Below are 24901 nucleotides of genomic sequence, written 5' to 3'. Positions count from 1 at the left end.
CCCCGCCTTCCCTCGTGGCCGTGCGGCTACGCGCCGGTGCCGAGCGCGCGCGCCCGGTCGAGCCGGGCGAGCGTGCGCTCGCGGCCCAGCAGCTCGATCGACTCGTACAGCGGCGGGGACACCGTGCGGCCGCTGACCGCCACCCGCACCGGGCCGAACGCCTGCCGCGGCTTGCGCCCCAGGCCGTCGACCAGCGCGGTCTTCAGCGCCTCCTCGATCGCCGCGGTCGACCAGTCCCCCAGCCCGGCCAGCGCCGTCGACGCGGCGTCGAGCACCTCGGCCGCGCCGTCGCCGGCCAGCTGCTTCTCGGCCGCGGCCGGGTCGATCTCGACGTCGTCGGTGAACAGGAAGGCCAGCAGCCCGACGGCGTCGGAGAGGACGACCATGCGCTCCTGGGCCAGCGGGGCGATCGCGTCGAGGACGCGGCGCTGCTCGTCGGTGGGCGGGTCGGCGACCAGCCCGGCGGCCGCGAGGAACGGGACCACCCGCTCGACGAACTCCTCGACCGGCAGGGCGCGCAGGTGCGTGGCGTTGATCGCCTCGGCCTTCTTCAGGTCGAAGCGCGCCGGGTTGGCGCTCACGCGGGTGACGTCGAAGGCCTCGACCATCTCGGCGACCGAGAAGACGTCGCGGTCCTCGGCGATCGACCAGCCCAGCAGGGCCAGGTAGTTGGCCAGCCCCTCGGGCAGGAAGCCGCGCTCGGGGTAGACGTCGAAGTTCGCCTGCGGGTCGCGCTTGGACAACTTCTTCGTCCCCTCGCCCATGACGTAGGGCAGGTGGCCGAAGCGGGGGGTGCCGGCCGCGACGCCGATGTCGGTCAGCGCGGCGTAGAGCGCCAGCTGCCGGGGCGTCGAGGGCAGCAGGTCCTCGCCGCGCAGCACGTCGGTGATGCCCATCAGGGCGTCGTCCACGGGGTTGACGAACGGGTACAGCGGGACCCCGTTGCCGCGCACGAGGACGAAGTCGGGCACCGAGCCGGCCGCGAAGCGGACCTCGCCGCGGACCAGGTCGTCCCACACCAGGTCGGTGTCGGGCATCGTCAGCCGGAGCACGGGCTGGCGGCCCTCGTCGCGGAAGGCGGCCTTCTGCGCGTCGGTGAGGAAGCGGTCGGCGTTGTCGTAGCCGAGCTTGGGGTCCTGCCCCGCGGCGAGCCGGCGGGCCTCCACCTCCTCGTTGGTGGAGAAGGACTCGTAGGCGTGCCCGGACTCGAGCAGCTTCGCCGCCACGTCGCGGTAGATCCCGTGGCGCTCGGACTGCCGGTAGGGCCCGTGCGGACCGCCGACCTCCGGGCCCTCGTCCCAGTCCAGGCCCAGCCAGCGCAGGCTGCGCAGCAGGTGCTGGTAGGACTCCTCGGAGTCGCGGCTGGCGTCGGTGTCCTCGACGCGGAACACCAGCTGACCGCCGGTGTGCCGCGCGTGCGCCCAGTTGAACAGGGCGGTGCGCATCAGGCCGACGTGCACCATGCCCGTCGGGGACGGGCAGAAGCGGGTGCGGACCGTCACCGGGCACCCGCCGTCGAGCTGCGGTCGGCGTCGGAGACGGGGTTGGACAGCGTGCCGAGGCCCTCGATCGTCACGTCGACCCGCTGGCCGGCCGCGATCGGCCCGACCCCGGACGGCGTCCCGGTGAGCACGACGTCACCGGGCAGCAGCGTCATGACGTCGGAGATGTAGGAGACCAGGGTCGGGACGTCGAACAGCAGCTGGCTGGTGCGGCCGGACTGGCGCAGCTCGTCGTCGACGGTGCAGGTGATCTCGAGGTCGGCCGGGTCCTTGCCCAGGCCCCCGAGGTCGGTCTCGATCCACGGGCCGAGCGGGCAGAACGAGTCGAAGCCCTTGGCGCGGGTCCACTGCCCGTCGCTCTTCTGCATGTCCCGCTCGGTGACGTCGTTGCCGATCGTGTAGCCGAAGATCGCCCCGGCGACCTGGTCGGGGCGCACGTGCCGGGCGCCGCGGGCACCGATGACGACGGCCAGCTCGGCCTCGTGGTGCACGTTGGTGCTGCCCGGCGGGATGCGGATCGAGTCGCCGGGGCCGATCACCGAGGTCGACGGCTTGAGGAACAGCAGCGGCGCCTTCGGCGCGTCGCCGGTGTCCATCTCCCGGACGTGCTCGGCGTAGTTCTTGCCGACGCAGACCACCTTGCTCGGCAGGATCGGCGAGAGCAGCCGCACGTCGGCCTGGGCGTACCGGGCGCCGGTGAAGTTGATCTGGCCGAACGGGTGGCCCTCGATCTGGGCGACGTTGCCGTCGCCGTCCAGGACGCCGAAGGACATGCCCTGCGGGCTCGCGAAGCGGACGATGCGCACGTGGTCGAGGCTACTTCCGCCCACCTAGGGTCTCCCCCGTGGCCTGTCGCTTCACCGAGCTCGTCGTCGACTGCCGCGACCCGGAGGCGCTCGCCGCCTTCTGGGCCGCCGTCCTGGGCTACCGGGTGCTCTCCCGCGAGGAGGACGAGGTCGAGATCGGCCCGGAGGCCGGCTTCGGCGGCCCGGCCCCGACCCTCGTGTTCGGGCGGGTGGCCGACCCGACCCCCGGCAAGCTGCGGCTGCACATCGACGTCTCGCCCACGGACCGCGACCAGGACGCCGAGCTGCAGCGGCTGCTCGACCTCGGCGCCCGCCCGGCCGACGTCGGTCAGACCGGCGAGGAGTCCTGGCACGTGCTGGCCGACCCCGAGGGCAACGAGTTCTGCCTGCTCAGGAACCGCCAGAGCCCCTGATCACTCGACCGGGGTGCCGACCCGCGAGCGGTGGCGGACGGCGTAGGTGAGGGCGTCGACGAGGGCGTGCCAGGACGCCTCGACGATGTTGTCGTGGACGCCGACGGTGGTCCACTCGCCGACGCCGTCGGTGGTGTCGATGAGCACCCGGGTGGTGGCGCTGGTGCCGCCCTTCCAGCCGAGGATGCGCACCTTGTAGTCGGCCAGCGCGACGTCGGCCAGCTGCGGGTACCGGCTGACCAGCGCCTGCCGCAGCGCGTTGTCCAGCGCGTTGACCGGGCCGTTGCCCTCGGCGGTGCTGATGATCCGCTCGCCGTCGACGTGCACCTTGACGGTCGCCTCGCTGACCACGACGCCGTTGCCCCAGTGCTCCACCGAGGTCTTGTAGCTCTCCAGCTCGAACAGCGGCGCGGGGGCGTCGGGCAGGGCGGCGCGCAGCAGCAGCTCGAAGGACGCGTCGGCCGCCTCGAACGACCAGCCGTCGGCCTCGAGCACCTTGACCTGCTCGACGACCTTGCCGATCACGTCGGCGTGGCCGTCGAGGTCGACCCCGAGCTCGCGGCCCTTGAGCTCGACGGAGGCCCGGCCGGCCATCTCGGTGACCAGGATGCGCATGTCGTTGCCGACGACGGCCGGGTCGAGGTGGTTGTACAGCTCGGGGCTGACCTTGATCGCGCTGGCGTGCAGGCCGGCCTTGTGCGCGAACGCCGAGGCGCCCACGAAGGGCTGGTGGTCGTCGGGGGCGATGTTGGCCAGCTCGGCGATCGCGTGGCTGACCCGCTGCAGCTCGGGCAGGCACTCGGCCGGGACGACGGGCAGCCCCATCTTGGTGACCAGGTTGCCGATCAGGGCGAAGGTGTCGGCGTTGCCGGCGCGCTCGCCGTAGCCGTTCGCCGTCCCCTGGACGTGGGTGACGCCGGCCTCCACCGCGGCGAGCGAGTTGGCCACGGCGCAGCCGGTGTCGTCCTGGCAGTGGATGCCCAGCCTGCCGTCGACCCGGGCGCGGACCTCGGCGACGACCCGGCCGACGCCCATCGGCAGCATGCCGCCGTTGGTGTCGCACATGACGCCGACCTCGGCGCCGGCCGCGAACGCCGCCTGCAGGACCCGCACGCCGTAGTCGGGGTCGGCCCGGTAGCCGTCGAAGAAGTGCTCGCAGTCGAGGAACACCCGCCGGCCGTGGCCCACGAAGAAGGCGACGGTGTCGGAGACCATCGCCAGGTTCTCCTCCAGCGTCGTCCGCAGCGCCTCGCGCACGTGCCGGACGTCGGACTTGGCGACCAGGCAGACGACCGGTGCCTCGGAGTCGAGCAGGGCCCGGACCTGGGGGTCGTCCTCGACGCGGACGCCGGCCTTGCGGGTGGCGCCGAACGCGACCAGCTGGGCGTGGCGCAGCTTGAGCTCGGTGCGGGCGCGGGCGAAGAACTCGGTGTCCTTGGGCAGCGCGCCGGGCCAGCCGCCCTCGATGAAGCCCACGCCGATCTCGTCCAGCAACCGCGCGACGGCGAGCTTGTCGGCGACGGAGTAGCTGATGCCCTCGCGCTGGGCGCCATCGCGCAGCGTGGTGTCGAAGACATGGAAGTCGGGGGTGCTGGCCACGGGAGCTCCTGGGTGCGGATTCTGGAATGTTCCCGGCAAACAAAAAGACCCCCCGGGTACGGGAGGTCTGCGCGCAGTCGGGAACGGACTGCGCGCTAGGCGATAATGACGGTGCGGAGGACGGACATCGCCGACGAGTAAAGCACGTCCGCCGCCCGCCGTGGTGCACCGGTGCGGGACGGCGTCCCCCTCGTGGACCCGCCGCGGCGAGTCAGAGGACGGAGAACCCGGCGGGCAGGCCCGTCCGTCCGGTCGCCGCGAGCAGGAGCGGGCCGGCGGTCCCGTCCGCCGCGGCCAGGTCGGCGACGAGCCCCAGCGCCTGCGCGGCGGCCGTCGGGGGGACGACGGGCGCCTCGCCGAGCGCGACGGCGAGGTCGCAGGTGTGCACGACCAGCTCGAAGGTGCGGGTGGGCAGGTAGTCGGCCAGCCGCATGCCGCCGGCGACCGTCGTGAGCACCTCGCCGCCGTCCCGGGCGCCGACCAGCGGGAGCACCCGGTCGGCGATCGCGGCGACCGCGGCCGCGGGGTCGTCGCCCAGCGCGGCCCCGGCGTCCCGGCCGCGCTCGGCCACCGCCGGGCCGGCGGCGATCGCCCGCGTGGCGCGGAAGTAGTCCGCCGCCGACGCCACCTCCACCGTCGCGGCCGGCTGCCCGAGGTAGGCCTCGACGGTCAGCAGCGACCGGCTGGTGTGGCCGACCAGGGCGCGGACGTCCCACTCCCCCAGTCCCGGCGCGCCCCAGCGGTCCCCGACGGCCGCGGCGGTGGCGACGAACCACCCGGCGGCGTCGGCGAACGCCCGGCGCGACCCGTCCCAGGCGACTGGCGACGTGCTGGAACGGCCCGGCTGCAGGGGACCGCCGCCAGCGTGCGAGCGGTGGGGGGCAGCGGGGTCCTCCATCAGCCGCCGGCGAGCGCGGCCAGCCGGTCGCCGACCTCCGCCGTCCGGACCGGACCCTGCGGGTCGCGGGTGGACACGTCGAAGGCGACCGCCGCGTTGACCTTCTTGGCCTGGTCGGCCCGGCCGAGGTGCTCGAGCAGCAGCCCCACCGACAGGACCGTGGCGGTCGGGTCGGCGATCCCCTGGCCGGCGATGTCCGGCGCCGAGCCGTGCACCGGCTCGAACATGCTCGGGTTGGTGCCCGAGGCGTCGAGGTTGCCGCTCGCCGCCAGCCCGATGCCGCCGGTCACCGCGGCGGCGATGTCGGTGACGATGTCGCCGAAGAGGTTGTCGGTGACGATGACGTCGTAGCGGCCCGGGTCGGTGATGAAGAACATCGACGCCGCGTCGACGTGCTGGTAGGCGACGGTGACGTCGGGGAACTCCGAGGCCAGCTCCTCGACCGTGCGCGACCACAGCCCGCCGGCGTGGGTCAGCACGTTGGTCTTGTGGATCAGCGTGAGGTGCCGGCGCGGCCGCAGCCGGGCCCGCTCGAAGGCGTACCGGGCGACGCGCTCCACGCCGAACGCGGTGTTCAGGCTGACCTCGGTGGCGATCTCCTGCGGGGTGTCCTTGCGCAGCACGCCGCCGTTGCCCACGTAGGGGCCCTCGGTGCCCTCGCGCACGCAGAGCATGTCGATCGGGCCGGGGGCGGCCAGCGGGCTGGTGACCCCGTCGAACAGCTTCGCCGGCCGCAGGTTCACGTGGTGGTCGAGCTCGAAGCGCAGCCGCAGCAGCAGCCCGCGCTCCAGGATGCCGCTGGGCACACCGGGGTCACCCACGGCGCCGAGCAGGATCGCGTCGTGCTGGCGCAGCTCGTCGAGCACGGTGTCGGGCAGCAGCTCGCCGGTGCGCTGCCACCGGGCGGCACCGAGGTCGTAGTGGGTGGCCTCGACCTCGGGGGCCACGGCGGACAGGACCTTGAGCCCCTCCGCCACCACCTCCGGACCGATGCCGTCTCCGGGGATCACTGCCAGGCGCATGAGCGAAGACCCTAGGTCAGGTGGTGGTCAGGTCCGCGGCACGGGCCTCGCGCGCGCCGATGCGGCCGGCGATGTCGGCCAGCAGCTCGCCGGGGACCGGGCTGTCGACGGTGACCGCCATGAGCGCCTCGCCCCCGCGCGTGGTGCGGCTGACCTGTGCACCCGCGATGTTCACGCCCGCCTCGCCCAGCGCCGCGCCGACCACGCCGACCACGCCGGGGCGGTCGGTGTAGGTGAAGAACAACAGGTAGCCCGAGGCCTCGAGGTCGATCTCGAAGCCGCCGACCTCGGTCAGCCGCGGCACCTGGTTCTTGCCGTAGAGGGTGCCCGAGACCGCGACCTGGGTGCCGTCGGCCATCGCCCCGCGCACGCTGACCAGGTTGCGGAAGGTGGGGCTCTCCAGCTCGCTGGTCAGCGCCACCTCCAGCCCGCGCTGCTCGGCGAGCAGCGGCGCGTTGACGTAGGTGACCTGCTCCTCGACGACGTCGGAGAAGACCCCCTTGAGTACGGCGAGCTGCAGGACCGAGTCGTCGAACTCGGCCAGCTTGCCGCGCACCTCGACGTTGACCGACTGGGCCAGGCCGCCGGCGACGGCGGTGAACAGCCGGCCGAGCTTCTCGGCCAGCGGCAGGCCGGGGCGCACGTCCTCGGCGACCACGCCGCCGGCCTGCACGTTGACCGCGTCGGGCACGAACTCGCCCTGCAGCGCCAGGCGCACCGACCGGGCGACGGCCTTGCCGGCCTTGTCCTGCGCCTCGGTGGTGGAGGCGCCCAGGTGCGGCGTGACGACGGTGTTGGGCAGCTCGAACAGCGGGCTGTCGGTGCACGGCTCCTTGGCGTAGACGTCGATGCCCGCCGCGGCGACCTGCCCGGTCTTCAGCGCGTCGACCAGCGCGGCCTCGTCGACCAGCCCGCCGCGGGCGGCGTTGACGATGATCACGCCGCGCTTGGTCGTCGCCAGCTCGGCGGCGCCGATCAGGCCGAGGGTCTCCGGCGTCTTGGGCAGGTGGATGGTGATGAAGTCCGACGTCCGGAGCAGCTCATCCAGCGACACGAGCCGGACGCCGAGCTGCGCGGCGCGACCGGGCTGGATGTAGGGGTCGTAGGCGATCAGCTCGACGCCGAAGGCGGCGAGCCGCTGCGCCACGAGGACGCCGATGCGACCGAGACCCACGACGCCGACGGTCTTCTCGGCGACCTCGACGCCGGTGAACTTCGAGCGCTTCCACTGGGCCTCGCGCAGCGACGCGTCGGCCGCCGGGATGTGCCGGGCGGCGGCGAGCAGCAGCGCGACGGCGTGCTCGGCGGCGCTGACGATGTTGGACGTCGGCGCGTTGACGACCATGACTCCGCGCTCGGTGGCGGCGGCGACGTCGACGTTGTCCAGGCCGATCCCGGCGCGGGCCACCACCTTCAGGTCGGGGGCGGCGGCCAGGGCCTCGGCGTCGATCTGCGTGGCGCTGCGGATCATCACGGCCGCGGCGTCGGCCAGCGCCGGCAGCAGGGCGGCGCGGTCGGCCCCGTCGACGTGCCGGATCTCCACCTCCCCGCCGAGCACCTCGAGGACGCTCGGGGCGAGTTCTTCGGCGATCAGGACGACGGGGGCGCTCCCCGTTCCGGTGGCGGTCACAGGAGGACAGCCTAAGGACGCGACGCCCGCGGGCGGCGGGCGGTCCCTGGAGCGACACCACCCACCTCGGGTGAAGGCTGCTTGCCCTGCGGGGGGTCGACCCCCATCCTGGCCGCCGGAGAAGTCGGCACCCCCCTTGCCGGCGGAGGAGACCATGACCGAGCAGAACAACCCCTACGGGCAGCAGCCGTCCTACGGCCAGCAGCCCTCCTACGGCTCGCAGCCGCAGTACGGGCAGCAGCCCGCGTACGGCGCGCAGCCGCAGTACCCGGCCGCCCCCTACGGGCAGCAGCAGCCCTCGCCCTACGGCTCCACCGGCGCGCCGCAGCCGTACGGCCAGTACTCGGGCGGCCGGCCGGCCAAGCCCGGCGGCGTCGTGACCGCCGCCGTCTTCGGGTTCATCTTCGGCGCGCTCGGCGCGCTGGCCACGGTCGGCCTGCTCTTCGCCGGCGCGCTCTTCGGTGGCGCGGCCGGGGACGCCGACGAGGCGCTGCCCGGTTTCGGCTCCTTCGTGGGCGCGGCCGCCGGCATCGCGATCGTCATGGGGCTCCTGGCGCTGGCCTGGACCGTCCTGATGTTCTGGGGCTCGGCGTGGGCGCTGTCCGGCCGCAGCCGGGTGCTGCTCATCGTCGGCGGCTCGATCGCCATCGCGACCACCGGCCTGTCGTTCTTCGGCTCGCTGGGCAACGCCGACCAGAACGGCGCCGGGAGCATCGCGCTCTCGCTCGTGTTCTTCGTCGTCTCGATCCTCATCGTCGTCCTGCTGTCGAACCGGGCCGCGAGCTCGTTCTTCCAGGCGTCCCGGGCGCAGCGCGGCCGCTGAACCCGAGGTGCGAGGCCGTGACCCCCGCGGGGGGTCACGGCCTCGTCACGCAAGGCGCGCATCGCCCCACGGCGTTGCGCCTCCCCCTACACTCCGCCGCCGACCGCCCGTCCGGGCGGCCGCACGTCCCAGGAGGAAACGACCAGATGACCACCCCCACCCCCGGTTCCGACCCGAACTACCCGCAGGGGGGTGCTCCTCAGGGCCAGCCCGGCTGGGGCGCTCCGCAGCAGGGTGGCTACCAGCCGGCCCCGAACTACGCCGGCGGCCCCGCCGGCTACGGCGCGCCCGCCGGCGCGCGGCCGTCGCAGGTCACCACTGCCGCCGTCCTCGGCTTCGTGATCGCCGCTCTGGCGCTCATCGGCGCGCTGGGCTTCTTCGCGCTGTCGACGCTGCTGGGCATCTTCGCCCTCTTCGGCATCCTCTACCTGGGTCTCGCCGCGCTGAACATCGTCGGCGGCGTCCAGGCGATCCAGGGCAAGGGCTCCACCCTGCTGAAGATCGGTGGTCTCGTCACCGCCGGTCTGGCGCTGCTGGGCCTCATCCTGGCGCTGACGCAGGGCACGTTCGACTTCTGGTCGGTCCTGCTGATCGCGGCCGGTGTCGCGATCTTCTTCCTGCTCAACCAGCCGGCGTCGCAGCAGTTCTTCGCCTCGCGCGGCGGCCGGTAACCCCACCCGCACGACAGAGGGCCCCGCTGCCGACCGGCAGCGGGGCCCTCTCTGTTGCCCGATGGAACGGCCCCCTTCAGGGTCCCGCCCCGAGCGGAGCGAGGGGGTGGGGGGAAGGGGGTCCTCCTAGTTGCGGGCGGCGGTGCCGGTGTAGTCGTCGGACGCCGACACCCAGCTCATCAGACCGCGCAGCCTGCGCCCGGTCTCCTCGATCGGGTGCGCCTCGGCCTCGGCCCGGCGGCGCTTGAAGTCCGGCGCACCGGCGTCCTGGTCGGCGATGAAGGAGGCGGCCCACGAGCCGTCCTTGATCGCGGCGAGGACCTCGCCCATGGTGGCCTTGACCCGCTCGTCGATGACCTTCGGGCCGGAGGTGTAGTCGCCGTACTCGGCGGTGTCCGACACCGACCAGCGCTGCTTGGCGATGCCGCCCTCGTACATGAGGTCGACGATCAGCTTGAGCTCGTGCAGGCACTCGAAGTAGGCGATCTCGGGCTGGTAGCCGGCCTCGGTGAGGGTCTCGAAGCCCGCGGTCACCAGCGCCGACATGCCGCCGCAGAGCACGGCCTGCTCGCCGAACAGGTCGGTCTCGGTCTCCTCGGCGAAGGTGGTCCTGATGACGCCGGCGCGGGTGCCGCCGATCGCCTTGGCGTAGGACAGCGCCAGCTGCAGCGCCGAACCGCTGGCGTCCTGCTCGACGGCGACCAGGCAGGGCACGCCCTTGCCGTTCTCGAACTCGCGCCGCACCAGGTGACCGGGGCCCTTGGGGGCGACCATCGCGACGTCCACGCCCGCCGGGGGCTTGATGTAGCCGAACCGGATGTTGAAGCCGTGGCCGAAGAACAGGGCGTCGCCGTCCTGCAGGTTCGGCTCGACCGCCTCGCCGTAGAGGTGCCGCTGCACGTGGTCGGGCGCCAGGATCATGATCAGGTCGGCCTCCGCGGCCGCCTCGGCCGGCGTGACCACGCGCAGGCCCTCGGCCTCGGCCTTCGGCCGGCTCTTGCTGCCCTCGGGCAGGCCGACCCGGACGTCGACCCCGGAGTCGCGCAGCGAGAGGGCGTGCGCGTGCCCCTGGCTGCCGTAGCCCAGGACGGCGACGGTGCGCCCCTGGATGATCGAGAGGTCGGCGTCGTCGTCGTAGAAGATCTCGGCGGCCATGCAGTTCCCTTTCAGATGGTGCTTCATCGCGATAAAGCGTGGACGGGTGCTCGTGGCCCCCATCGAGGGGGTCCTCGTCTCAGGCGGTGCGCTCGACCGGGCGCAAGGTACCGGCGCCCGACATCGACCGCGGACCCCGGCCCAGGGCGACGGTGCCCGACTGGGCCATCTCCTTGATCCCGAGCGGGGCCAGGACGGCCAGCAGCGCCTGCAGCTTGTCGGGCGTGCCGGTCGCCTCGAGGGTCACGGTGTCGGTGTTGACGTCGACCACCCGGGCGCGGAAGAGCTCGGCGGTCTGCAGCACCTGCGTGCGGTCGGCCATGGGCGCGCGGACCTTGACGAGCAGCAGCTCGCGCTGGACGGCGGCGCCCTCCTCGAGCTCGACGATCTTGATCACCTCGATCAGCTTGTTGAGCTGCTTGGTGATCTGCTCCAGCGGCGCGGACTCCGCGTCGGCGACGATCGTCATGCGGGAGAGGTCGGGGTTCTCCGTCGGCCCGACGGCGAGGGACTCGATGTTGAAGCCGCGGCGGCTGAACAGCGCCGAGACGCGGGCGAGGACGCCGGACTTGTTCTCGACGAGGACCGACAGGGTGTGGCGGGTCATTGCCCCAAGGTTCCTTTCCGGTGCCGTCCGGCACCGAGTGCGGCCCCCCTTCAGGGGCCCGTCGCGAGCGTGCGAGCGATGGGGGGAAGGGGGGTCCTACACCTGGTCGTCGCCGAAGACCGGGCGCACGTCGCGCGCGGCCATGATGTCGTCGTTGCTGGCCCCGGCCGCGACCATCGGCCACACCTGGGCGTCGTGGCCGACGACGAAGTCGATGACCACCGGGGCGTCGTCGATCGCCATGGCCTTCTCGATCACCGCGTCGACGTCGTCCCTGCTCTCGCAGCGCAGGCCGACGCAGCCCATCGCCTCGGCGAGGAGCAGGAAGTCGGGGATGCGCACCGGGCGCGGCTTGCCCTGCTCGTCCTGGACGTGCAGCTTCGTGTTCGAGTAGCGGCCCTCGTAGAAGAGGGTCTGCCACTGGCGGACCATGCCGAGGTTGCCGTTGTTGATCACGGCGACCTTGATCGGGATGCCCTCGATGGCGCAGGTCGCCAGCTCCTGGTTGGTCATCTGGAAGCAGCCGTCGCCGTCGATGGCCCAGACCGTGGTCTCGGGGCGGCCGTACTTGGCGCCCATCGCGGCGGGGACGGCGTAGCCCATCGTCCCGAGGCCGCCGCTGTTGAGCCAGGTGCCGGGCTCCTCGTAGGAGATGAACTGCGCCGCCCACATCTGGTGCTGGCCGACGCCGGCGGTGTAGATCGCGTCGGGCCCGGCGATGCGGCCCAGCCGCTCGATGACGTACTGCGGCGAGAGCGAGCCGTCCTCCGGCCAGTCGTAGCCCAGCGGGTACTTCTCCCGCCAGCTGTCCAGCTGCGCCCACCAGCCGGCCAGGTCGGGGGTCCGCCCGGCCGCGTGCTCGGCACGCAGCGCGTCGACCAGCTGGGCGATCGTCTCCTTGGCGTCCCCGACGATCGGGACGTCGGCCTTGCGGTTCTTGCCGATCTCGGCCGGGTCGATGTCGGCGTGCACCACCAGCGCGCCCGGGGCGAACGAGGCCAGGTTGCCGGTGACCCGGTCGTCGAAGCGGGCTCCCAGCGCCACGATGACGTCGGCCTTCTGCAGCGCGGTGACCGCGGCGACCGTGCCGTGCATGCCCGGCATGCCCAGGTGCTGGCGGCTGCTGTCGGGGAACGCCCCCCGGGCCATGAGAGTGGTGATCACCGGCGCCCCGGTGAGCTCGGCCAGCGCGGCCAGCTCCGCCGTCGCCCGCGCCTTGAGCACGCCGCCGCCGACGTAGAGGACCGGTCGGCGCGCGGCGGCGATCAGCTGCGCGGCCTCGCGGACCTGCTTGCCGTGCGGCCGGGTGGTCGGCTTGTAGCCCGGCAGGTCCAGCCGCGGCGGCCAGGAGAAGTCCGTCGTCCGCTGCAGGGCGTCCTTGGAGATGTCGACCAGGACCGGGCCGGGCCGGCCGGTGGCCGCCAGGTGGAACGCCTCGGCGATCCGCTGCGGGATCTCGTCGGGGTCGGTGACCAGGAAGTTGTGCTTGGTGACCGGCATCGTGATGCCGCGGATGTCTGCCTCCTGGAAGGCGTCCGTGCCGATCGCCCCGCTGGGCACCTGGCCGGTGATCGCCACGACCGGGACCGAGTCCATGTGCGCGTCGGCCAGCGGGGTGACCAGGTTGGTCGCGCCCGGACCGGAGGTCGCCATGCAGACGCCGACCTTGCCGGTGGCCTGCGCGTAGCCGGTGGCCGCGTGCCCGGCGCCCTGCTCGTGCCGCACCAGCACGTGCCGCACCGAGGAGTCGAACAGCGGGTCGTACGCCGGCAGGATCGCCCCGCCGGGGATGCCGAAGATCACCTCGACGCCGACCGCCTCGAGCGAGCGGACGAGGCTCTGCGCACCGGTGATGCCGGACACCGGCTCGGGCGTGCGGGGGGATCGGGCGGTGGTCTCGACGCCGGCGAGCGAGGCGGCGGCCTCGTGGGAGGCGTCGCGGCTGGCGGACTCGCTGGTGTGTGCCTCGCGGGGGGGCGTGGTGCTCATCGCGGCGTTTCTCCTGGGGCGCGGGCGGGGTGCGGTGCGGGCCGGCCGAGGTCACGTGGGCGTCCCCGGCCAACAAAAAACCCCTCGTGCCGCAGGCACGGGGGGTCAGCGCGTCGGTCGAGGTACCGACGCGCTAGGCGATTACGAGGCGGGCAGGGCGCACCCGCACACTGTGCGCCCTGCGAGGCGCCGTCGTCAACCAGGCCGTCCCACTCAGTGGACGGCGAGAGTGTGATCCGTGAGATCGGCGGCGTTCCGCAGCACGTCGGCGTCGAAGCCGTCGATGGCGGCCCGGAGCTGCTCGGGCGCCACCGGACGGCCGAGCAGGTAGCCCTGGAGGAAGCGGCAGCCCAGCTCCGCGAGGACGGCGAGCTGCCCCGGCGTCTCCACGCCCTCGGCGACGACGTCCATGCCGAGGGTGCGCCCCAGCTCCACGACGCTGCCCACGAGCGCGGCGCTGCGCGGGTCGCCCTCGATGTGGCCGACGAAGTCGCGGTCCATCTTGATGACGTCGACGGGCAGCCGGGCCAGCCGGGCCAGGGAGGAGTAGCCCTTGCCGAAGTCGTCGAGGGAGATGACGACGCCCATCTCGTGCAGCGTGGACAGGTCGCCCTCGAACCGGTCCTCGGCGCTCATCAGCACCGACTCGGTGAGCTCGACCATCAGCCGGTGCGGGGGCACGCCCGCCTCGGCCAGCGCACGGGCGACGTCCGGGGCCAGGCAGCCGGCCTGCAGGTGCCGGATGGACACGTTGACGCCGAGCTGCAGGTCGCGGCCCTCGGCGAGCAGCGGCGCCAGCGCGCCCACCGCCTCGCGCAGCACCCAGCGCTGCAGCGGGACGATCAGCCCGTCGGCCTCGGCCAGCGAGATGAACTCGTCGGGGGGCACCGTGCCCAGCTCGGGGTGCTCCCAGCGGACCAGCGCCTCCAGCCCGAGCACCCGCCGTTCCTCCACGCCGACGACCGGCTGGAAGAGCAGCCGCAGCTGGCCCTCCTCGATCGCCACGGGCAGGTCGCGGGCCAGCACGGCCCGCCGTCCGCCCGCGCCGTCCGGGGTGTCGACGTAGCAGCGCACGCAGCTCTTGCCGGCGGCCTTGGCCGCCCGCAGCGCGAGGTCGGCCTGCCGCAGCGTCGTCGCGACGTCGTCGGCCGGGTCGAGCGCGGCGACCCCGATGCTGCCGGAGACGTCGAAGACCAGCCCGTGGCCGCCCGCCGGCGCGGTGGGGCGCAGGTCGCGCAGCTCGGCGACGATGCGCTCGGCCAGCGCCGTCGCCTCCTCGAGCCCGGCGCGGACGAGGACGGCGAACTCGTCACCGCCCAGCCGGCTGATCAGGTCGCGGTCGCGCACGGTGCGCCGCAGCCGGCCGGCCACCTGGACCAGCAGGTCGTCGCCGGCGTCGTGGCCGGCGACGTCGTTGACCGGCTTGAACCCGTCGAGGTCGAGCATGAGCAGGGTGAACTCGTCGCCGCCGGCGGCCCGGTCGCGGGCGCTGTCGAGCGCCGACATCAGGCGGGCGCGGTTCGGCAGCCCGGTCAGGAAGTCGGTGTAGGCCATGCGCTCGAGCTCCTGCTCGGCGCTGCGCCGCTCGACGACGTCGCGCAGGTGGAGCACCAGGCCGTCGCCCGCGCGGTCGGGCAGGCGGGCCGACGTCGTCGTCCGCACCGTCTCCAGCCACCGCCACCCGCCGTCCCGGCTGCGCAGCCGGAACTCGGGGGTGGGCCCGTCCCCCGGGTCGGCGGAACGGCCGAGCGCCCGCGCCAGCTCGGGCCGGTCGTCGGGGTGGACGAACTCCTCGAGCGCGCGGCCCACCAGCTCGCGCGCCGACCAGGTCGAGCCGGACGCCCAGGTGATCGCCCCGCCGCTGTCGAGGACGAGCGTGATGTCGGCGGCGCGGTGCACGAGGGTGCGGAAGAACGTCTCGGTCCGCAGCACCTGCCGCGTCAGGCGGGCGCCGTCGGCGGCCCACACGAGGGTGCGCACGAAGGTGAGCACCAGCAGGACGGCGACGGTGGCGACCTCGGCGGTCGTCGCGTCGCGGCCCAGCGCCCAGCCGCCGAGGAGCAGCAGGACGACGGAGAAGCTCAGGCAGTAGCTGACGACCACGCCGGCGAGCGGCATCACCGTCGAGGGGTCGGCCGACGGCGCCTGCGGGCCGGGATCGGCGGCCAGCGCCAGCGTGGCGGCGGCCAGCATGGCGAGGTAGGCGGTGGTGGTGACCGCCGCGAGCACGGCGGAGGGATCGGCCACCGCGAGCGCGCCGGCGACCATCGCGACGGTCAGGGCACCGAAGGCGAGCAGCAGCCAGCCGACCGCGGCCCGGCGCGGGGCCGAGACGCTGCCGAAGGTGACCAGGCCGACCACGCAGAGCACCGCCCCGACCGTGGGGTACCCGGCCGAGACCAGCGCGTCGCCGCGGTGGGGCACCGCGGTCGCCAGGGGGACGAGCATCTCGAGCAGGACGGCGAGCGCGGTGAGCGCGACCGCGGCGTCGAGGACGACCGCGACGCGGACCCGGCCACCGGTGGAGCGCACCAGCCGCCAGCAGACGAGCACCGTCGCCGGACCGGTCGCGGCGAGGGCGAGATCGGCGACGCCGGCCTCGGCCGGGTTGACCCCCACGCCGGCGGCGGCGCGCCCCAGCTGGCCCAGCGCGAGCAGGCCGGACACCAGCGCCACGCCGCGCCACGGCACCGCCGCGGCCGGTGCCAGCGCCCGGCTGTGGCGGACCAGCAGCACGACGACCGCGAGCGTCGCCACCGCGAGGGCGGCCGGCGCGACCCGCGGGGTCCAGCCGGGACGGAGCAGGGTCTGCGCGGCGAGCGCGAGCGCGGTGGCCGCGAGCGCCAGCACGACCGGTCCGCGCGGCCAGCCGGCGACCGGCCGGTCGCTCACCGCTGCCCGACCAGCCCGGGCCACAGCGCGCCGGCCCGGTCGCGCAGCAGCGCGGTGAGCCCGGCGACCGGGAGCGGCCGCGAGATCAGGAAGCCCTGGGCGAAGCCGCAGGACAGGCTGCAGAGGGTGGCCAGCTGCGCCGCGGTCTCCACGCCCTCGGCGACGACGTCGACCCGCAGCGCCCGGCCGATGCCGATGACCGACTCGCACAGCGCGCGCTCCTGGGCGTCGCGGTCGACGCGGGCGAGGAACGACCGGTCCAGCTTGAGGATGTCGACCGGCAGCCGGGTGAGGCTGGCCAGCGCGGAGTTGTCCGCGCCGAAGTGGTCCAGCGCCACGTGCACGCCCATGAGCCGCACGCTGGCGATGTCGAGCGCGATGCGCTCGTCGTCGGCGAGCACGGTGGCCTCGGGGACCTCCAGCACCAGGCGCTCCGGCGAGAGGCCGGTGCGGTGCAGCGCGTTCTCGACGTCGGCGACGAGGGTGCCGCCGGCGACGTAGGAGGCGGCCAGGTCGATGCCGAGCCGCAGCGGGGTGCCGGAGCTCGGCAGCGCGGCCACCTCCCGCATCGCCTCCTCCAGCGCCCAGCGCTGCAGGTCGCCGACCAGTCCGGCGCGCTCGGCCAGCGGGACGAACTCGGCGGCCTCGAGGTCGCCGAACTCCGGGTGCCGCCAGGTGAGCAGCGCCTCGACGCCGGTGATCCGCTGCTCGCCGAGCGAGACGATCGGCGAGTAGAGCAGGGCCAGCTCCCCGCGGGAGCCGGCGCCGTGCAGGTCGTCGAGCAGCCGCTGCCGGCGGGCCTCGGCCTCGCCCAGCGCCGGCGTGTAGCGGGCCGCGGAGCCGGGACCGGTCGCGCGTGCCGCCCGGACGGCGAGCCCGCCGCGGCCGAGCAGCTCCTCGACGTCCCCGTCGGGCTCCAGCACCACGAGCCCGACGCTGGCGGTCAGGTCGACGATGCCGGCGGGCGTCGGGATCGGCTGCTCCACCACGGCCAGGCAGCGGTCGGCGAGCTGGTCGGCCTCGGTCGCCGTGCTGCGGGCGAGGATGCCGAAGCCCCCGCCGCCCATGCGCGCCACGACGTCCTCGGCGCGCACCGTCGCGCGCAGCCGCCGCCCGATCTCGGCCACCACTCCCCCGACGACCTCGCGGCCGGCGAACTCGCGGACGTCGATCAGGCCTTCCATCTCGATCAGCAGCAGCGTGCTGCTGGTCGCGCCGTCGTCCCCGTGCGGCTCGGACCCGGGCTCGGTGAGGGCGTCCCGCACCGCGCGCAGGAACCCGGCCGAGTTCGGCAGGCCGGTCAGCGGGTCGGTGTAGGCCACCCCGCGCAGCGCGGCCTCGCGGGTCTCCCGCTCGGTGACGTCGCGGCAGTGCAGCACGACCGCGCCCACGTCGGGGTCGCGGCGCAGGTCGGACACGCTGGCCTCGAGGCTGCGCCACCGGCCGGCGGAGTCGGCCATGCGCAGCACGACGAGGCCGGTGGCCTGCTCGCCGGCGTCGTCGGCGGTGGCCGAGGGCACCGCCGCGGCGAGCAGGTCGGCGTCGTCCGGGTGGACGACGTCGCGCAGCGCCCGGCCGGGCAGCGGCACCGCCGCGGCACCGAGGACCTGCTCGAGGGCGGGCGACGCCCATGTCAGGCGCAGCTCGGGGTCAAGGATCACGACGGCGTCGGCGCCGGAGGCGACCAGGGAGCGGAAGTAGGCCTCGTTGCGCCGCAGGCGGGCGCCGAGCCGTTGCTCGTCGCGGGCGGTGACCCACCGGTGGACCGCGGTGAGGGCGATGCAGAGGGTGCCGCCGACGTAGCTGATGACGCTCGGCTGGTGGCCGAGGACGGCCGCGGTCCCGATCGCGGTGACCGCCACGACCATCGCCACGTGGGGCAGCACCTGGCCGAGCTCGGTGGACCGCCCGGGCAGCGTCCGCACGCGGCGCCCGCTGGTGCGCGGGCCGGGGTCGGTGAGGGCGGCCAGGCCGACCAGCGTGAGGCCGACGACGACCAGGAGCTGGCTGAGGACGCCGACGCCGTGGGCGGTGAACAGCAGCGCGGCGGTGGACACCCCGCGCCCTGCGGTGAGGAGGACGGTGCCGGCCAGCAGCGTCAGCGCCATGCCCTGGCGGTGCGCCTCGACGACGCCGAGCAGGATGAGCGCGGCGGCCATGGTGAGGGAGGTGGCGACGACCGCGGCGGCCAGGATGAGCCGCTGGTCGACCTGCAGCGACGACCAGCGCCCCGCCGGGCCGATGATCAGCAGCTGCACGACCACCAGGCAGGCGCCGACGAACAGCGCCAGCTCGACGGCGCCGCGCAGGCCGGTGCGCAGCCGGCCGCGGTCGACCAGGGTCAGGATGCCGACGATCGCGACGACGTAGCCGGGCACCGTGGGCACCCAGCGCAGGACGGCGACCTCGAGCGGGGCGGCCGGCTGGACGACGAGCACGAGCAGCGCGCCCAGCACCGGGAACAGCGGCGCGGCGGCGAACAGGCGCCAGCCCCGCCGGCGGCGGGAGTGCTCCCGCCCGGCGGTCCAGACGACGCCGCTGCAGACCAGTCCCAGCAGCGCGACCGCGCCGTAGGCCGCCGGGACGAGGGCAGGCTCGACGGCCGCGGCTGCGCAGGCTGCACCTGCGAGCACGGCGACCACGAGCAGCGCTCGCCTCAGCCTCTCCACACGGCAGGTGTCGGCACCCCGTCCCCCGGTGTGGAGGCCGGCTCACCCACCCGTCACCCGTTGGGGGTGCCCGACGGCCCCGGCGGCCGAGAAGGCATTCCGTGCCCGGGACACGCGCGGACACGCCGGCGGGCCGTGCACGGAGTGCCTTCTCGGCACGAGGAAGGCCTCAGCCGCAGATGGCGCCCCGGGCGGCGGAGCCCACGAGCTTGGCGTACTTGGCGAGCACGCCGGTGGTGTAGCGCGGCGCCGGCGGGGCCCAGCCCTCCTGGCGGCGGGCGATCTCCTCGTCGTCCACCAGCAGGTCGAGCGTGCGGGTGGTGAGGTCCAGCCGGACCCGGTCGCCGTCGCGGACGAAGGCGATCGGTCCGCCGTCGGTGGCCTCCGGCGCCACGTGGCCGATGCACAGCCCCGTCGTCCCACCGGAGAAGCGGCCGTCGGTGAGCAGCAGGACGTCCTTGCCCAGGCCGGCGCCCTTGATCGCGCCGGTGACGGCGAGCATCTCGCGCATGCCCGGCCCGCCCTTGGGCCCCTCGTAGCGGATGACGACGACGTCCCCGGGCTGGAGGGTGCCGTCGGTGACGGCGTCCATCGCGCCCTGCTCGCCGTCGAACACCCGCGCGGTGCCCTCGAAGACGTCGGCGTCGAACCCGGCCGACTTCACGACCGCACCCTCCGGCGCCAGCGACCCGCGGAGGATCGTCAGCCCGCCGGTCTTGTGGATCGGGTCGTTCATCGCGTGCACGATCGTGCCGTCGAGGTCCGGCGGCGCGATCTCGGCCAGGTTCTCGGCCATCGTCCTGCCGGTCACGGTGAGCGTGTCGCCGTGCAGCAGGCCGGCGTCGAGCAGCGCGCGGAGCACGACCGGGACGCCGCCGACGCGGTCGATGTCGGTCATCACGAAGCGGCCGAACGGCTTGACGTCGGCCAGGTGCGGCGTGCGGTCGCCGATCCGGTTGAAGTCCTCGAGGGTCAGGTCGACCTGCGCCTCGTGCGCGATGGCCATCAGGTGCAGGACGGCGTTGGTGGAGCCGCCGAGCGCCATGACCACGGTGATCGCGTTCTCGAACGCCTTCTTGGTCATGATCTGGCGCGCGGTGATGCCCTTGCGCAGCAGGTTGACCACGGCCTCGCCCGACGCGACGGCGAACGCGTCGCGCCGGCTGTCGGGGGCGGGCGGGGCGGCCGAACCCGGCAGCGCCATGCCGAGCGCCTCGGCGACGCTGGCCATCGTGTTGGCGGTGTACATGCCGCCGCAGGAGCCCTGGCCGGGACAGGCGGCCTTCTCGATCGCGTCGAGCTCCTCGCGGCTGATCAGGCCGCGGGCGCAGGCGCCGACCCCCTCGAAGACGTCGATGATCGTCAGGTTGTCGCGGTCGCCGAGCTGCCCGGGCAGGGTCGAGCCCGAGTAGAGGAAGACGCTGGCGAGGTCGAGGCGGGCGGCGGCCATGAGCATGCCCGGCAGCGACTTGTCGCAGCCGGCCAGCAGCACCGAGCCGTCGAGCCGCTCGGCGAACATGACCGTCTCCACCGAGTCGGCGATGACCTCGCGGGAGACCAGCGAGGCGCGCATGCCCTCGTGGCCCATCGAGATGCCGTCGGAGACGGAGATCGTGCCGAACTCCAGCGGGTAGCCGCCGGCGGCGTGCACGCCCTCCTTGGCCCGCTTGGCCAGCCGGTCCAGGGAGAGGTTGCACGGCGTGATCTCGTTCCACGACGAGGCGACGCCGATCTGCGGCTTGTCCCAGTCGTCGTCGCCCATGCCGACGGCCCGGAGCATGGCCCGCTGCGGCGCCCGGGTGATGCCGTCGGTCACCTCGCGGCTGCGCGGCTTGAGGTCGGCGGTCTGGCTGGCCGTGGGGCGGTCCTCGACGCTGGTCACGGACGGCGATGCTATGCCTGCGCGGCGCGGGACCGGTCGGCACGTCTGGGACCATGGGTCCTCGTGGCTGTCCCCGCGCGCTTCCGGTTGGGCCGGACGGCGTACCTGCCGGTCGTCGTCCTGCTGATCTGCGTCCTCCCCCTGGCCGCGGCGGCGAGCCCGTGGGGCTGGCTCGCCCTGCTCCTCCCCCTCGCCGCGGCCGCGTACGTGCTCCGGGCCGGGGTGGACATCGGCGACGAGGGCATCACCGCCCGCTCCGCCGTGGCCTCGCGCACCGTCCCGTGGAGCGAGCTCTCCGCCGTCCGGCTCGGCGAGCGCGGCAGCCTGTGGCTGGTCACCACCGGGGGCACCGAGGTGCGCCTGCCGGTGGTGCGGATCCGCGACCTGCCGAAGATCGCCGAGCTCTCCGGCGGCCGGATCCCCCAGCCTCAGTAGGCGCCGACGACGTTCTCCAGCGGCCGGCCGTCGAGGACCCGGCGCAGCTGGTCGGTGACCGCTGCCGCGGCCCGCTCGTCGGTGCCCGGCACCGCGCCCGCGACGTGCGGGGTGAGCAGCAGCCCGGGTGCGGTCCACAGCGGGTGGCCCGCGGGCAGGGGCTCGGGGTCGGTGACGTCGAGGGCCGCGCGCAGCCGGCCCGCCTGCAGCTCGGCGAGGATCGCGTCGGTGTCGACGACCACCCCGCGCGCGGCGTTGACCAGCAGGGCGCCGTCCTTCATCGCGGCCAGGAACCCCGCGTCGACCATGCCGGTCGTCTCGGGGGTGACCGGCACGACGAGGACGACGACGTCGGCCCGGAGCAGCAGCTGCGGCAGGTCCTCGGTCGACCGGACGCCGTCGCGGGCGGTGCGGGCCACGTAGGTGAGCTCGACGTCGAAGCCGGCCACCATGCGGCCGATCGCGCGGCCGATGTCGCCGGCGCCGACGACGAGCACCCGCGCGCCGACCAGCGAGGAGTGCGTGCCGGGCGACCAGCGCCCCGCCTCCTGCTCGCGGACGAAGTGCGGGATGCCGCGCTGCGCGGCGAGGGTGGCGGTGACCGCCCACTCGGCGGTCGACGGGGTGTGCGCCCCGCGGGCGTTGCACAGCGTGACGCCCTCGGGCAGCCGGCCCACCACGTGCTCCGCTCCCGCGCTCATGAGCTGGACCAGCCGCAGGTGCGGGAGCGCGGCCAGCAGCTCGGCGGACAGCGGCGTGCCGCCACCCCGCGGGACGACGACCTGGGCCCGGGTGGCCTCCCCGGTCGGGACGCCGTCGGCCGGGTCGAACCGGTGCGCGCGCACCCGCGGGGAGAGCGCCTCGGCGGCGCGGACCAGCGCCGTGGAGGGGACGAGCACGTGCAGGGTCTCGTCGGGGCCGACGACGTCGGCGCCGGTGATCGCGGGGGGCACGACCGCCGAAGCTAGTGCCCGCCCGCGGCGCACCTAGTCTGGGCCCCGGAGAAGGAGGGTCCGTGGAGATCGAGGAGACGCGGCTACCGGGCATCGGGCTGCGGCACGACTTCGTCACCGCCCAGGGCCGCCGGATCGGCGTCCTCTCCCAGCGCAACGGGGCCCGGCAGGTCGCGGTGTACGACCGCTTCGACCCGGACGCCTGCTCCGACGCCATCGACCTCACCCCGGACGAGGCCGAGGTGCTGGCCGAGCTGCTGGGCGCGCCGCGGGTCACCGAACGGCTGGCGCGGCTGCGCGACCAGGTCGAGGCGCTGGCCACCGAGGGCATCCCGATCGAGCCCGGCTCCCGGTACGTCGGCGCCACCCTCGGCGACACGGCCATCCGCACCCGCACCGGCGCCTCGGTGGTCGCCGTCCTGCGCGGCGACGAGATGGTCGCCTCCCCCACCCCCGACTTCCGGTTCCAGGCCGACGACCGGCTGGTGGTGGTCGGCACCCAGGCCGGGGTCGACGCCGTCCGCGGTCTGCTCTCCGCCCCTTGAACGAGACCGCTCAGCTCCTCCTCGAGATCGGGGCGGTCCTCTTCGGGCTGGGTGTGATCGGCCGGCTGGCCGGGCGGACCGGGCTCTCCCCGATCCCGCTGTACCTGCTCGCCGGGCTGGCGTTCGGCACGGGCGGGCTGCTGCCGCTGCAGGCGCCGGAGAACTTCTTCGACGTCGGCGCCGAGATCGGCGTCGTCCTGCTGCTGCTCGTGCTCGGCCTGGAGTACACCCCCGACGAGCTGCGGCACAGCCTGCGCACGCAGGCGCCGGTGGGCGCGTTCGACCTGCTGGTCAACGGCCTGCCGGGCGCGGTGCTGGCGCTGCTGCTCGGCTGGGGGCCGGTGGCCGCGCTGGCCATGTGGGGGGTCACGGCCATCAGCTCCTCCGGGATCATCTCGAAGGTCCTCACCGACCTCGGCCGGCTGAGCAACCGCGAGACGCCGGCGGTGCTCGGCGTCCTGGTGCTCGAGGACCTCGCCATGGCGGCCTACCTGCCGCTGCTCACCGCGATCGTCGCGGCGTCGTCCATGACGGCGGCGACCGTGTCGATCCTGGTCGCCCTCACCACGCTGGCCGTCGTCCTGGTGGTGGCGCTGCGCTGGGGCGAGGGCGTCACCCGCTTCGTCGGCGCCCGCTCCGACGACGTGCTCATCCTGCGGGTGGTCGGCCTGGCGCTGCTGGTGGCCGGCGCGGCCGAGGCCGTGCACGTGTCGGCCGCGGTCGGGGCGTTCCTGCTGGGCATCGCGCTCTCCGGCGAGGTCGCCGAGCAGATCCGCGGGCTGGTCGGCCCGCTGCGCGACCTGTTCGCCGCCGTCTTCTTCGTCTTCTTCGGTCTCTCCACCGACCCCTCGCAGCTGCCGGGGGTGCTGCTTCCGGCGGCCGCCCTGGCCGTCGTCGGCATCGCCACCAAGGTCGCCACCGGCTGGGTGGCCGGCCGCCGCGGCGGGGTCGGCCCGGCCGGCCGGCTGCGCGCCGGCGCGGCGCTGGTCGCCCGCGGCGAGTTCTCGATCATCATCGCCGGGCTGGTCGGCAGCACGGTGCACCCCGAGTTCGCCCCCACCGTCGCCGCCTACGTCCTGATCCTGGCCGTGGTCGGACCGCTGGCGCCCCGTCTCGCCGATCCGTTCGCCCGCCGCCTGGCGCTGCGCGGAGCGCCGGCGGCTCGGGGAACCGCCGCGCCGTCCCGGCCGCACGTACTGTGAGCCGGGTGAGGGGACGCTCGGCGGGCCGCGCCGTCCGGCTGCTGGCCGCCACCGTCGTCCTCACCGGTGCGCTGGCCGCCTGCGGCGACGAGGGCTACCAGCAGGACGGGCCGTGGCGGCCGCTGCCCGAGGGGGCGCCGCCCCAGGTCGGGCCGCCCACCGAGTCGGCTCCGCCGCCCGCCCCCGGCCAGCCGGCCGACCCCGGCTCGGGTCAGCAGGCCGGTGACCCCAACGTCGTCGCCAGCGATCTGAACGTGCCCACGGGCCTGGTGGTGCTCCCCGACGGCACGGCGATCGTCGGCGAGCGCGAGACCGGCCGGCTGCTGCAGGTCTTCCCCGACCGCTCCCCGGCCCGCGAGCTGATGACCGTCTCGGGCATCGACACCAGCGGGGACGGCGGCCTGCTCGGCCTGGCGCTCAGCCCGACGTTCGCCGAGGACGGCCTGCTCTACGCCTACGTCACGACGCCCACCGACAACCGCGTCGTCCGCTTCCCGATCGGCGGCACGCCCAACCCGGTGCTGGCGGGCATCCCGCGCGGCGCGACGCACAACGGCGGGGCCCTGCTGTTCGGCTCCGACGGCACCCTCTACGTGGGCACCGGTGACACCGGCGACGCGGCGCTGGCGCAGGACCCGCAGGCCTGGGCCGGCAAGGTGCTGCACATCGACGTCTTCGGCGAGCCGATCGGCTCCGACCCGGTGCACGCGCGCGGGCTGGCCAACGTGACCGCGCTGTGCCTCGGCGCCGACGACACGGTCTTCGCCACCGACGACCCGGCCGCGGGGCCCGACGAGCTGAACGCGATCGCCTTCGGCCGCGACTACGGCTGGCCGACCGAGACGCCCGACACCGCCGACCCGGTGACGTCGTTCGCGACCGCCGAGGCCGGGCCGGGCGGGTGCTCGATCGCCGGCTCGACGGTGTTCCTGGGCATGCTCGAGGGCGAGAAGGTCAGCATCGCCACCCTCGACGAGAACGGCGCCGTCGTCGACGACCCGGAGGAGTTCCTCGCCGGCACCTACGGCCGGCTGCGCACCGTCGTCCTGGACTCCCAGGGCGGGCTGTGGATCACGACGTCCAACCGCGACGGCGTCGGCACCCCCCGCGACGGCGACGACAAGGTGCTGCGCATCATCCCGCCGACGAGCGGCGGCGACAGCCCTCTCTGACGTCGTCGGCCGCCTTCGGCGCCGGGAGCAGGTCCG

20 protein-coding genes are annotated in these 24901 nt (G+C 74.5%); 7 read left to right on the top strand and 13 right to left on the bottom strand.

All coding sequences use genetic code 11. From position 1 onward, the window contains the following. Positions 1-26: 26 nt before the first annotated feature. Together gltX and ACI8AF_RS12180 are read right to left on the bottom strand one after the other, a co-directional pair. Positions 27-1502 carry a glutamate--tRNA ligase gene (gene gltX, locus ACI8AF_RS12185; protein ID WP_456539971.1) on the bottom strand — a complete coding sequence of 492 codons (1476 nt, stop codon included), beginning with the start codon at positions 1500-1502 and terminating at the stop codon, positions 27-29. Beyond that, positions 1499-2308 carry a fumarylacetoacetate hydrolase family protein gene (locus tag ACI8AF_RS12180; protein WP_456539970.1) on the bottom strand — a complete coding sequence of 270 codons (810 nt, stop codon included), beginning with the start codon at positions 2306-2308 and terminating at the stop codon, positions 1499-1501. Before ACI8AF_RS12180 ends, gltX begins: the two co-directional genes overlap by 4 nt. A 38-nt stretch (positions 2309-2346) precedes the next feature. Here ACI8AF_RS12180 and ACI8AF_RS12175 point away from each other — a divergent pair, with 38 nt between their 5' ends. Continuing rightward, positions 2347-2721 (top strand): VOC family protein, encoded by a 375-nt coding sequence (locus tag ACI8AF_RS12175; protein ID WP_456539969.1) that lies wholly within the window; start codon positions 2347-2349, stop codon positions 2719-2721. Here the strand turns inward: ACI8AF_RS12175 and cimA are convergent, their stop codons facing one another. The 4 genes from cimA to serA all read right to left on the bottom strand — a co-directional run bounded on the left by cimA (position 2722) and on the right by serA (position 7870). Beyond that, positions 2722-4320 (bottom strand): citramalate synthase, encoded by a 1599-nt coding sequence (cimA, locus tag ACI8AF_RS12170; protein WP_456539968.1) that lies wholly within the window; start codon positions 4318-4320, stop codon positions 2722-2724. A 211-nt stretch (positions 4321-4531) separates the two neighbouring features. Further along, a complete protein-coding gene (locus ACI8AF_RS12165; protein WP_456539967.1) occupies positions 4532-5218 on the bottom strand; it encodes a maleylpyruvate isomerase N-terminal domain-containing protein in 687 nt (228 codons plus the stop codon). Next, positions 5218-6240, bottom strand: a complete 1023-nt coding sequence (locus tag ACI8AF_RS12160) for a 3-isopropylmalate dehydrogenase (protein WP_456539966.1) — start codon at positions 6238-6240, stop codon at positions 5218-5220. The genes ACI8AF_RS12165 and ACI8AF_RS12160 overlap by 1 nt, the downstream gene beginning before the upstream one ends. Before the next feature lie 16 nt (positions 6241-6256). After that, entirely contained in the window at positions 6257-7870 is a 1614-nt protein-coding gene (serA, locus tag ACI8AF_RS12155) for a phosphoglycerate dehydrogenase (protein ID WP_456539965.1), read from the bottom strand. Positions 7871-8024: 154 nt separating this feature from the next. On the opposite strand from serA, the gene ACI8AF_RS12150 reads away from it, so the two are divergent. After that, positions 8025-8693, top strand: a complete 669-nt coding sequence (locus ACI8AF_RS12150; RefSeq protein ID WP_456539964.1) for a hypothetical protein — start codon at positions 8025-8027, stop codon at positions 8691-8693. Positions 8694-8839: 146 nt separating this feature from the next. Beyond that, positions 8840-9364 carry a hypothetical protein gene (locus ACI8AF_RS12145; protein ID WP_456539963.1) on the top strand — a complete coding sequence of 175 codons (525 nt, stop codon included), beginning with the start codon at positions 8840-8842 and terminating at the stop codon, positions 9362-9364. Positions 9365-9490: 126 nt separating this feature from the next. Here the strand turns inward: ACI8AF_RS12145 and ilvC are convergent, their stop codons facing one another. From ilvC to ilvD, 6 genes are all read right to left on the bottom strand, one after another. Then, on the bottom strand, positions 9491-10546 hold the full coding sequence (gene ilvC / locus ACI8AF_RS12140) for a ketol-acid reductoisomerase (RefSeq protein WP_456539962.1): 1056 nt from the start codon (positions 10544-10546) through the stop codon (positions 9491-9493). Between the two features lie 52 nt (positions 10547-10598). Further along, positions 10599-11126 (bottom strand): acetolactate synthase small subunit, encoded by a 528-nt coding sequence (ilvN, locus tag ACI8AF_RS12135; protein ID WP_456539961.1) that lies wholly within the window; start codon positions 11124-11126, stop codon positions 10599-10601. 96 nt (positions 11127-11222) lie between these two features. Further along, positions 11223-13115 (bottom strand): acetolactate synthase large subunit, encoded by a 1893-nt coding sequence (locus ACI8AF_RS12130; protein ID WP_456539960.1) that lies wholly within the window; start codon positions 13113-13115, stop codon positions 11223-11225. Positions 13116-13328: 213 nt separating this feature from the next. Continuing rightward, positions 13329-16007 (bottom strand): putative bifunctional diguanylate cyclase/phosphodiesterase, encoded by a 2679-nt coding sequence (locus tag ACI8AF_RS12125; RefSeq protein WP_456539959.1) that lies wholly within the window; start codon positions 16005-16007, stop codon positions 13329-13331. After that, positions 16004-18640: a putative bifunctional diguanylate cyclase/phosphodiesterase gene (locus ACI8AF_RS12120; RefSeq protein WP_456539958.1), complete on the bottom strand. Its 2637-nt coding sequence runs from the start codon at positions 18638-18640 to the stop codon at positions 16004-16006. The genes ACI8AF_RS12125 and ACI8AF_RS12120 overlap by 4 nt, the downstream gene beginning before the upstream one ends. 205 nt (positions 18641-18845) lie before the next feature. Then, positions 18846-20558, bottom strand: coding sequence for a dihydroxy-acid dehydratase (gene ilvD / locus ACI8AF_RS12115; protein ID WP_456539957.1), 1713 nt, complete (start codon positions 20556-20558; stop codon positions 18846-18848). 63 nt (positions 20559-20621) lie between these two features. On the opposite strand from ilvD, the gene ACI8AF_RS12110 reads away from it, so the two are divergent. After that, positions 20622-20993, top strand: a complete 372-nt coding sequence (locus ACI8AF_RS12110; protein ID WP_456539956.1) for a PH domain-containing protein — start codon at positions 20622-20624, stop codon at positions 20991-20993. Here the strand turns inward: ACI8AF_RS12110 and ACI8AF_RS12105 are convergent. Then, positions 20987-21946 (bottom strand): 2-hydroxyacid dehydrogenase, encoded by a 960-nt coding sequence (locus tag ACI8AF_RS12105; RefSeq protein ID WP_456539955.1) that lies wholly within the window; start codon positions 21944-21946, stop codon positions 20987-20989. The two genes, ACI8AF_RS12110 and ACI8AF_RS12105, sit on opposite strands and share 7 nt — an antisense overlap. 62 nt (positions 21947-22008) lie before the next feature. On the opposite strand from ACI8AF_RS12105, the gene ACI8AF_RS12100 reads away from it, so the two are divergent. Genes ACI8AF_RS12100 through ACI8AF_RS12090 form a run of 3 tightly spaced genes read left to right on the top strand, consistent with a single transcriptional unit; the run spans position 22009 to position 24865 of the window. Continuing rightward, on the top strand, positions 22009-22491 hold the full coding sequence (locus ACI8AF_RS12100) for a cation:proton antiporter regulatory subunit (RefSeq protein ID WP_456539954.1): 483 nt from the start codon (positions 22009-22011) through the stop codon (positions 22489-22491). Then, a complete protein-coding gene (locus tag ACI8AF_RS12095; protein WP_456539953.1) occupies positions 22488-23693 on the top strand; it encodes a cation:proton antiporter in 1206 nt (401 codons plus the stop codon). The genes ACI8AF_RS12100 and ACI8AF_RS12095 overlap by 4 nt, the downstream gene beginning before the upstream one ends. 5 nt (positions 23694-23698) lie before the next feature. Next, a complete protein-coding gene (locus tag ACI8AF_RS12090) occupies positions 23699-24865 on the top strand; it encodes a PQQ-dependent sugar dehydrogenase (protein WP_456539952.1) in 1167 nt (388 codons plus the stop codon). Positions 24866-24901: the final 36 nt, after the last annotated feature.

It is taken from the genome of Blastococcus sp. SYSU D00669 (assembly GCF_054050715.1).
The sequence above is the reverse complement of the archived record's forward strand: the minus strand, read 5'-3'. Positions and strand labels throughout refer to the sequence as shown.